This window comes from Hymenobacter profundi, from assembly GCF_019334315.1.
GTDB classification, from domain to species: Bacteria; Bacteroidota; Bacteroidia; order Cytophagales; family Hymenobacteraceae; genus Hymenobacter; species Hymenobacter profundi.
The window spans coordinates 21,988-30,839 of the sequence record NZ_JAHWGL010000060.1 but is presented as its reverse complement, the minus strand read 5'-3'; the positions used below and the strand labels follow the sequence as shown (position 1 = coordinate 30,839).

The 8,852-nt window shown below is 55.7% G+C and carries 8 protein-coding genes; 4 read left to right on the top strand and 4 right to left on the bottom strand.

Annotation, left to right across the window (positions count from 1 at the left end; all coding sequences use genetic code 11):
* Positions 1-84: 84 nt before the first annotated feature.
* The 3 genes from KYK14_RS14090 to KYK14_RS14080 form a co-directional block, all read right to left on the bottom strand.
* Positions 85-438: a hypothetical protein gene (locus KYK14_RS14090; RefSeq protein ID WP_185284378.1), complete on the bottom strand. Its 354-nt coding sequence runs from the start codon at positions 436-438 to the stop codon at positions 85-87.
* The gene (locus tag KYK14_RS14085) at positions 438-800 is read right to left on the bottom strand and encodes a carboxymuconolactone decarboxylase family protein (protein ID WP_185281837.1); all 363 of its coding nucleotides are present in this window, start codon (positions 798-800) and stop codon (positions 438-440) included. Before KYK14_RS14085 ends, KYK14_RS14090 begins: the two co-directional genes overlap by 1 nt.
* 119 nt (positions 801-919) lie before the next feature.
* A complete protein-coding gene (locus KYK14_RS14080; protein WP_219159675.1) occupies positions 920-1,471 on the bottom strand; it encodes a hypothetical protein in 552 nt (183 codons plus the stop codon).
* A 156-nt stretch (positions 1,472-1,627) separates the two neighbouring features.
* Between KYK14_RS14080 and KYK14_RS14075 the strand changes: the two genes are divergently transcribed.
* Positions 1,628-2,329: a ComF family protein gene (locus tag KYK14_RS14075; protein ID WP_219159673.1), complete on the top strand. Its 702-nt coding sequence runs from the start codon at positions 1,628-1,630 to the stop codon at positions 2,327-2,329.
* Positions 2,330-2,379: 50 nt separating this feature from the next.
* Positions 2,380-3,417: a hypothetical protein gene (locus KYK14_RS14070; protein ID WP_246601849.1), complete on the top strand. Its 1,038-nt coding sequence runs from the start codon at positions 2,380-2,382 to the stop codon at positions 3,415-3,417.
* On the opposite strand, the gene KYK14_RS14065 is transcribed toward KYK14_RS14070, so the two are convergent.
* Positions 3,410-3,940 carry an RlpA-like double-psi beta-barrel domain-containing protein gene (locus KYK14_RS14065; protein WP_219159671.1) on the bottom strand — a complete coding sequence of 177 codons (531 nt, stop codon included), beginning with the start codon at positions 3,938-3,940 and terminating at the stop codon, positions 3,410-3,412. The two genes, KYK14_RS14070 and KYK14_RS14065, sit on opposite strands and share 8 nt — an antisense overlap.
* A 496-nt stretch (positions 3,941-4,436) precedes the next feature.
* Here KYK14_RS14065 and KYK14_RS14060 point away from each other — a divergent pair, with 496 nt between their 5' ends.
* Together KYK14_RS14060 and KYK14_RS14055 are read left to right on the top strand one after the other, a co-directional pair.
* Complete coding sequence (locus KYK14_RS14060) at positions 4,437-5,645, top strand: SMP-30/gluconolactonase/LRE family protein (protein WP_219159669.1); 1,209 nt, start codon at positions 4,437-4,439, stop codon at positions 5,643-5,645.
* 227 nt (positions 5,646-5,872) lie between these two features.
* Positions 5,873-8,806, top strand: a complete 2,934-nt coding sequence (locus tag KYK14_RS14055; RefSeq protein ID WP_219159667.1) for a 2-oxoglutarate dehydrogenase E1 component — start codon at positions 5,873-5,875, stop codon at positions 8,804-8,806.
* Positions 8,807-8,852: the final 46 nt, after the last annotated feature.

Sequence of the window (8,852 nt, the reverse complement as noted above, 5' to 3'; positions counted from 1 at the left end):
AAGAACAACCATTACAATAACGGCTCGCGCCAGCGTGATAAGGTCCTTCACTACGCTCCGCTGCGTTCAGGATGACAGCCTTAATTACTCGTCTTCCAGCGAATCAAAATACTCCACAATGTGCCATTGCAGCATGCGCTCTTGCTCCTTAAGGTTAGCAAAAGGCACGGGGCGCACCAGGCGGTAGTGCGGCCAGCCTTCTTCATCCACGCGCTCCAGCTCGTAGTAGCCCGAGATGCTGAAGACCCGGCAGGTAGCAATGTGCATCAGGTCCTGTTTCTGCTCTTTGGTGAAGGGTCCCGCACCCTGGCCCAGCTCCTGCACACCAATGAGCAGGAGCATGGCGTTCAGGTCGGGCTTCTTGCCGAAGCGGGCCTTCATCTCGTTGCGTAGCTTCAGCCAGCGGTACTCAAAATCCGCTTCCGATTCGTGTTCCATCATACGTTGGCAGCGCTAGCGGCTTCTTCTTTCAGCACTTCCCAGTACTCCACGGCGCGGCGGAAGTGCGGAATCACAATGCTGCCGCCGATGAGGTTGGCAATGGCAAAGACTTCGTAAATCTCAGTGTCGGTTAGGCCTTCTTCGTGGCACTTACCCAGGTGATATTTGATGCAGTCGTCGCAGCGCAACACCATGGAGCAGGCCAGGCCAATCATCTCCTTGGTCTTCACATCCACGGCGCCTTCCTGGTAGGTGTTGGTGTCGAGGTTGAAGAAACGCTTGATTACCTTGTTATCAGCCGCCATGATCTTATCGTTCATCTGTTGGCGGTAGTCGTTGAATTCGGTGACGAGGGACATAGGGTGCGAGTAGAATTCGGTTCCGTACCGCTCAAAGGGCGGAGAGGAACACGAGTGGTTGATTATAGGAATGAAATCCAAAATTAACCACAAACGCCGCTCTTAGTTACACCCGCGGCTCAACGAACCTCAAACTCGACGGTGTACCTCCTTTCAGGAATTTCACCTATCTGCTCATTATTTTGATAAAGTGCGATAGGGGTAGTGAAGGAGGAATAATAGCGGCCAACGGGGAGAAACTGTTTATGCAGCACACTACAAAAGTGGGTAGTGGTCAGCACTGTGCTATCTGCTACCCACGGAATCTGTATGGTTTGACTGCCGTGAGCTGGCAGCACATGTCCTCCCTGATAAGTACAGAAGATGCTATTATAGGGCTTGCCCAAAGAAATCTGCTCGGCGCTGCTACCTCGCTTGCGTACTTCACAGAAGCGCTGATCGAGAAAAATAGGGTTGTCTAGCATGAGGGTCTGATCTGACTGGTTCGTGATCTGAAGCCTAAACACCACATTTTCACCTGCCTTGAAAACAGAGGTTTGCTGACCTTGAGTGTTCAGCACCACGAAGCGCGCCTCTACCTGACTCTGTACTATGTCAGCATCCTCCTTACATCCTTCGAGTAGCAACACCGAGCTTATCGCCGCAATGGCCATGTATTTGTATGGAATCATTGATATACAGATAGGTAGAAGTAAAAGGAGCGCAGAAAGAAGAGCTGATTATGCGATGAATAGTTGCATGAAAAGAAAGCAGTAAGCTGATTTTTATTCAGTTACGCCTAAAAATCCAATAAACTCTGAGCTTAAAATCAAACTCCCATACCCACCGTGCTACTCGCCCCACTTGCCGACTTCGTCTCCCTGCTTTTCCCGCGTGTGTGTCTGGCCTGCGAGGAACCCTTGGCGCGGGGCGAAAACCATATCTGCACCGGCTGCCGCGCTCAACTGCCCTACACCGACTACCATCTACTACCCCCTACTGACAATCCCTTGGCCCGGCGCTTTTGGGGCAAAGTGCCCATAGCGCACGCGTTTAGCTATCTGCGGTTTCTGCGGCGCGGCCGGGTGCAGCACCTGTTGCACCAGCTCAAATACCGCGGACAGCGGCAAGTAGGCGTAGTGCTGGGCGAGTGGTACGGCGCCGAATTGCGCCAGCACGGCCTACACGAATCTTTCGACTTAATCGTGCCCGTGCCGCTGCACCCGCGCAAGCTGGCAAAGCGCGGTTATAATCAGTCTGATTGCGTGGCCGAAGGCTTTGCCAATGGCTTGCAGCTCCCGTGGCACGCCTACGCGCTGCGCCGCACTACGCACACCAGTTCTCAAACCAGTAAAACGCGCTTAGAGCGGTGGCGAAATGTAGCCACTGTATTCGAGGTAGCCACGCCCGAATCGGTGACTGGTAGGCGTATTTTGTTGGTAGATGACGTGCTAACGACCGGTGCCACCCTCGAAGCCTGTGCTGCCGTGCTGCTAACAGCCGGCGCCAGTAGTGTCAGCATTGCTACCCTGGCCTGCGCCGATAGGTAGGGCTATGCCAACGGGCACCGTACTTTTGCGGTTTCGCTTGTTATAAATGTATGCCGATTTCTGATCTGACCCTGTACGACCCTTTCGAGGGCATGCGCTTTGGCCCCGAGCAATGCTTTTTGTGTGGCACGCCTACTACACCCCCTACCGATGCCGTGCCGGTGTTTGCACCGTGGCTGATGGAGCGCTACCACTTGGCCGAGCGGCCTATTCAGCTGCTCGATCAAAGCATCACCACCTATCAACACCTCACCATCTCGTGCTGCGCCCGCTGCCGCACCCAGCACGTAGAGCCGCTGGAGGCGCAGGTAGCCGAAGCCGCCGCAGCCGGATTGGACGGCCTACGGGCACTGGACGAGAAAACGCTGTTCCTGTGGTTGGGTAAGATGTTCTACGGGGTGCTGGTCACGGAGCTGCTCACGGAGCTAAATCCGCTGATCAAGCCACGCTACCCGTTGGCCGAAAACGCCCAGATGTTCCGCCGTTTTCAGGCGTATTTCCAAACGTTGCAGGCCCTGCGCGTGCCTACGGAGTTCGATGATTTCGTGCCGGCATCCATCTTTATTCTGGAAGCTGATGCCACGCAACCCGCCCTACCCTTCGAGTACGACGACGACCTGACCACCATGGTGTTCAGTATCAAGCTCGATAACGCGGTGATTACAAGCTGCTTGGTTGACAACGGGATTATTCGCCAGGCCATGCGCGGCATCTACCAGCAGGCCCATCGGCCACTACACCCGGCCCAGATTGCCGAGTTTAAAGCGCGCGTGTACTACGCGGCCTACCTGTTCAATGTAGTGCCCGATTACTTCGCGCGTTCCGTGCAAGCCGGCGACGACCACGTAGTAATGGATACCCTGATAGATGATGTGACGGGGCCGGTTTTCAACCCCTGGGACAACAGCGGCTACGGCCAGGCGCTGCTGGAAATGTGGAAACCGTGGCATATTCCGCTGGCGGAAATCATGCAAAATCCGGCGCAACCACTTAGCTTCCTGTACGATAAGTCTGGGAACCCGCAACCGGTAGAAAAGGTAGCAGAACTGCTGGCGCAGCGTCCCGAGGACAAGAGCCGGCTTAACTAGCCTGCCATTCGGGGAGTTCGGGCGGCGTGTCTTCCACCTTCTTGATGGTCACGTCGTCCCACTTGCCGTAAATTTTTTCGTGGCGACCCACCAGCAGGTCAATGGTACGGTGCAGGCGGCGGTTCATGGTATCGTGAATGACGTATACGCCATCCAACTTCGGCGAAATGCCTTTTACTTGCACCGAGTCGCCATAGTCAAACTTGCCCCCCCAGGCTTTTAGCATGTCCCGGGAAAGGGCCATCCAGCGCCGTTTGCTGGTATGGTGGCGCGAGATGCGCGAGTTATCAGCCGTAATAAACGGCTCACTATCCGTCTGACCGGCTTTGGCCGAGTAGACAGTTGCCGTGACGCGGTACGAGGCAATGCGGCGCGGCGTGTGATGCACCAGCGCAACGGGCTGGGGTAGCAACAGGGTTACCGGGCGTGGGCTCAGTTGAGCTACCGTAGAAGGTAGGGCCGCCGGTTGCATAACAACGTGGGGCGGAAAGAGAAACGTGAGCAGAAATAAAGCAATGGACATCAAAGTAGCTTTAGTGGACTCTTGCTTAGCCTGAAGAGGGTAGGCAGCCGGCTAATTCCGGCTAACAGGAAAGGCAATTTGCAGCGAAAATCGCTTGCAAAGCCAGTGTGTTCAGAAAAGATTGAGAAGCCTGATTAAGCTAGTGAAGCAGGAAAAGAGGCGATTTAACTGCTTGTTAATGGTAATAAGCGGGACATTTACTGCCTACTTGCTGGCAAAGGTACAACTATTTATTAATTGAATCCTGTGAAGCCGTTGCGACGGGTTGTGCTGCAAGGCAAAGCGAAGGTAAAAAAAGAGTGCTAAAAAAATTAGCGTCAGGGTGCCGTTGTTATTCCATTCTTTGAGGTGCCATAGTACGGCGCATACGCCATAGGGTTTGGCATAGAAGTAAAAAATTGACTTGGATTGGTCCTAACGCCGTTTGTCGAGCGCCGTATGAGAAGAAGTTTTCCTTGCGCTATAGCCCTTTTCCTCACCTCCATTTCTCCCCTCTATGCTTTCTTGTTTTTCTTTTGCTCACCGCCGTGCAGGCTCACTTGCCGTAGCTGGTGCGCTGGCCTTGTTGGCTGCTAGCTGCTCTTCTCCTACCCCTGGTACTACCATGGCAGACAATGCCGCCAACGATACTACGGCGTTGGTAGGCCGGGCCGCAGCTCCCAAAGGCGATGCTAACTCCCCGCTGCAAATTGTGGCCGCCTTCCGCGAGCCGCAAATTGTGGGCGTAGCCGTGCTGCCCGACGGCCGCGTATTTGGCGATTTTCCGCGCTGGGATAATAACCCGGTGTTCCCCATTGCCGAAGTTGGGGCCAACAACTCTCTCAAACCCTACCCCAATGCAGCGTGGTGCACCTGGAACGAAACGGTGCGCAACGAGCCGCAAAAGCACTGGATTTGCCCGCAGAGCGTATACGCCGACCGCGCCGGTATGCTATGGGTGCTCGACCCCGCCTCGCCCGGCCTGAAAGCCACCGTACCCGGCGGCCCGAAGCTGGTGAAAATCGACCCCAAGACGAATACGGTCGTGCAGAACATCGCTTTCCCCGAGAATGTAGCCCCGCGCAAGTCCTACCTCAACGACGTGCGCGTGGACACGCAGCAGAACTACGCTTACATCACGGAGTCGGGAGAGGGTAGCTTGGTGGTAGTAGACCTGGGCTCGGGCAAGGCACGCCGGTTGCTGGTGAAGCACCCCTCGATGGTAGGCGACACCACCCTGAATATTAAGGCCGATGGTAAGCTATTGGTGGACCCTACCGGCAAACAGGGCCAGTTCAACGCCGACGGCATTGCCCTGAGCCAAGACGGGCAGTACCTCTACTGGAAGCCGCTGACCAGCTACGCCCTGTACCGTATCAAAACCGAAGCGCTGCGCAATGCCAGCCTAAGCGACGCACAACTGGCCGCGCAGATTGAAGACCTGGGCAAAGTACCTGCCTGCGACGGTATGATTCTCGACGCGCAGAACAACCTTTACTTGACGGCTTTTGAAGATCATTCCATCAAGCGGCGCACGCCGGCGGGCAAGATTGAAACCGTAGTGCAGGACCCCCGCCTGGAGTGGCCGGATACGTTTGCATTCTCCGCCGATGGCACTACTTTATATGTAACGAACTCGGCCATCCACAAAACACCTACCTGGAGCAAAGGTGTTGGCCAACAGGATCAGCCATATCATATCTTTAAAATGAGTCTGCCCAAGTAAAGACAGATAAATGCATATGTTTTTGAAAGCCTTTTCCGCCAGGAAAAGGCTTTTTTTTATTACTTATAGCCTATAACCTCGTAAGAATACAGAGTTCAATTTGCAGTATTACTGTAAAGTTTTGATTGTAAAGTTTATTTGAAAACACGAATATGAGTTTTTGACTTCTATTCAAGTACTTTACTTTTGCTTTCAACTCACATAGCGCCCTTACCTCACCCCCACCTATGGATGCTTACTCCTATATCGCCAACGCGCACGGCGAGTATATCGACCAACTGTACCAAGCGTACAAGCAGGACCCCGATTCGGTAGATTTCGGCTGGCGAAAATTCTTCGAGGGTTTCGATTTCTCGCAGCAATACCCCGCCGATGGCGAGACGCCCGTTGCAACCAACGGCACGGCTACAGCTACCCCCGCTACCCCTCCCGCCCCCGCTGCGCCTACCCTGGAAGCCATTCCGGAGCAGCGTCCCGGCTATGGCGTGCTGAATACCAGCGCTTCTACCGATAGTGCGGGTGCTCTGCGCAATAGCAACGAGGCCGCGCCAGACAAGGAAACGGCCGTACGCAACCTGATTTACGCCTACCGCAGCCGCGGCCACTTGTTGGCCAAAACCAACCCGGTGCGTCAGCGCAAAGACCGCAAAGCCCGCCTCGATCTGGCAAACTTTGGTCTGAGCGAAGCCGATTTGGATACGCCTTTCCGCAACGGCTCCATTCTGGGCTTGGGCGATGCGCCTACCCTGCGCGAAATCATTGCCGGTTTGCAGTCCATCTACACCGGCACGGTGGGCTTCGAGTACATGTATATCCGCGACCCGCAGGTGCTGGACTGGTTCCGCACGAAAGCGGAGCACGACGCGCTGAACTTCAACCCTTCGGACGACTACAAGAAGCGGATTCTGCGCAAGCTGAACGAAGCCGTAGTGTTCGAAAACTTCCTGCATACCAAGTTCCTGGGGCAGAAGCGCTTCTCATTGGAAGGCGGCGAAACAGCCATTCCAGCCCTTGATGCCATCATTGAAAAGGGTGCTGAGTTGGGCGTGCGCGAAGTGGTGATTGGCATGGCCCACCGCGGCCGCTTGAACGTGCTGGCCAACATTATGGGCAAAACGTACGAGCAGATCTTCTCGGAGTTTGAAGGTACGGCCAAGCCCGACCTAACCATGGGCGACGGCGACGTGAAGTACCACATGGGCTACTCGTCGGAGGTAGACACCGAATCGGGCCACCAAGTGAACCTGAAGCTGGCGCCCAACCCCTCGCACTTGGAGGCGGTGAACCCCGTGGTAGAAGGCTTGGTGCGCGCCAAGATTGAGCACGAGTACCAAGACGATTATCACAAGATCCTACCTATCCTCATCCACGGCGACGCCGCGCTGGCCGGCCAAGGCATTGGCTACGAAGTGACGCAGATGTCGCAGCTGGAAGGCTACAAGACAGGCGGTACCATCCACTTTGTCATTAACAACCAGGTAGGCTTCACCACGGATTTCGAGGACGCCCGCTCGTCTATCTACAGCACAGATCTGGCGAAGATTATCGACGCGCCCGTGATTCACGTGAACGGCGACGACCCCGAGGCAGTAGTATTCGCTGTGCGCTTGGCCACGGAGTACCGTCAACAGTTCCACGCCGATATTTTCGTGGATATGGTGTGCTACCGCCGCCACGGCCACAACGAGTCGGACGAGCCCAAGTTCACCCAACCTACCCTCTACAATATCATCTCGAAGCACAAGAACCCGCGCGAGATTTACAACGCTCGCCTGGTAGAGCGCGGCGACGTGGATGCGGAGTTGGCCAAGCAGATGGACCGCGAGTTCCGCGACCTGCTGCAAGCCCGCCTCGATCAGGTGAAACAGCAGCCCCTACCCTACAAGTATCAGCCTTTGGAAAATGAGTGGCGCAACCTGCGCCGCAGCACCAACCAGGACTTCGAGCAGTCGCCGGAAACCGGCGTGAGCGAGGAAACGGTGCAGAAAGTAGGCGAGGCGCTGACTACCCTACCCGAAGGCTTTAAGCCACTGAAGCAGATTGATAACCTGCTGAAAGAGCGCCGCAAGATGTTCTTCGAGACGCGGCAGTTGAACTGGGCCGCCGGCGAATTGCTAGCCTACGGCTCGTTGCTGGCCGAAAACCACATTGTGCGCGTGAGCGGCCAGGACTGCCAGCGCGGCACGTTCTCGCACCGCCACGCTGTGCTGCACGACGCCGAAACCTCGGCTCCTTACAACTCGCTCAACCACCTGAAAGGTGACCACGAGAACCTGCGCATCTATAACTCGCTGCTGAGTGAGTATGCAGTGCTGGGCTTCGAGTTTGGTTATGCCATGGCTAACCCTACTGCTTTGGTAGTATGGGAAGCGCAGTTTGGTGACTTCGCCAACGGCGCCCAGACGATGATTGACCAGTTTGTGGTGTCGTCGGAAAGCAAGTGGCAGCGTATGAACGGCGTGGTGATGCTCCTACCCCACGGCTACGAAGGCCAGGGCCCCGAGCACTCCAACGCCCGCCCCGAGCGTTTCCTGCAACTGGCCGCCGAGAACAACATTGTAGTGGCTAACATCACCACCCCTGCTAACTTCTTCCACGCCCTGCGCCGTCAGTTGACGTGGGAATTCCGCAAGCCGCTGGTGGTGATGTCGCCGAAGTCGATGCTGCGCCATCCGCTGTGTGTGTCGCCGGTGGAGGATTTCACGTCGGGTCGCTTCGAGGAAGTGCTGGGTGATGACTACGCCGATGCCAAGAAGGTGAAGCGCGTATTGCTGTGTTCGGGCAAAGTGTACTACGATCTGCTGGACGAGCAGCAGCAGTCGGGCCGCACCGACGTGGCTATCGTCAGGATGGAGCAGTTGCACCCTTTCCCCAAAAAGCAGCTGGATGCCGAGCTGGCAAAGTATCCCAAAGCCAAGATCTACTGGGTACAGGAAGAGCCCGAAAACATGGGCTACTGGAACTACCTGCTGCGCTTCATGCGCCGCGAGTTGGAAGACGTGGTAGCGCGCAAAGCCTCGGCCTCGCCTGCTACCGGCTACAACAAAGTGCACGTGAAAGAGCAGAAAGACTTGGTAGCGCGTGCCTTCGACAAGCCCCGCGAAGAGGTAGCCGACGAGAACATCAAGGAAACCGTAGAAGAAGCTAAGAAGCTTGATTAATTCATTTGCCTACCCGGCTGCTGGCTCTCAGTCAGCAGCCGGGTAG

What these genes read in the sequence shown, in the direction of transcription:
- KYK14_RS14090 (WP_185284378.1), bottom strand. Translation starts at nt 438, where the DNA reads ATGGAACACGAATCGGAAGCGGATTTTGAGTACCGCTGGCTGAAGCTA.
- KYK14_RS14085 (WP_185281837.1), bottom strand. Translation starts at nt 800, where the DNA reads ATGTCCCTCGTCACCGAATTCAACGACTACCGCCAACAGATGAACGAT.
- KYK14_RS14080 (WP_219159675.1), bottom strand. Translation starts at nt 1,471, where the DNA reads ATGATTCCATACAAATACATGGCCATTGCGGCGATAAGCTCGGTGTTG.
- KYK14_RS14070 (WP_246601849.1), top strand. Translation starts at nt 2,380, where the DNA reads ATGCCGATTTCTGATCTGACCCTGTACGACCCTTTCGAGGGCATGCGC.
- KYK14_RS14065 (WP_219159671.1), bottom strand. Translation starts at nt 3,940, where the DNA reads ATGTCCATTGCTTTATTTCTGCTCACGTTTCTCTTTCCGCCCCACGTT.
- KYK14_RS14060 (WP_219159669.1), top strand. Translation starts at nt 4,437, where the DNA reads ATGCTTTCTTGTTTTTCTTTTGCTCACCGCCGTGCAGGCTCACTTGCC.
- KYK14_RS14055 (WP_219159667.1), top strand. Translation starts at nt 5,873, where the DNA reads ATGGATGCTTACTCCTATATCGCCAACGCGCACGGCGAGTATATCGAC.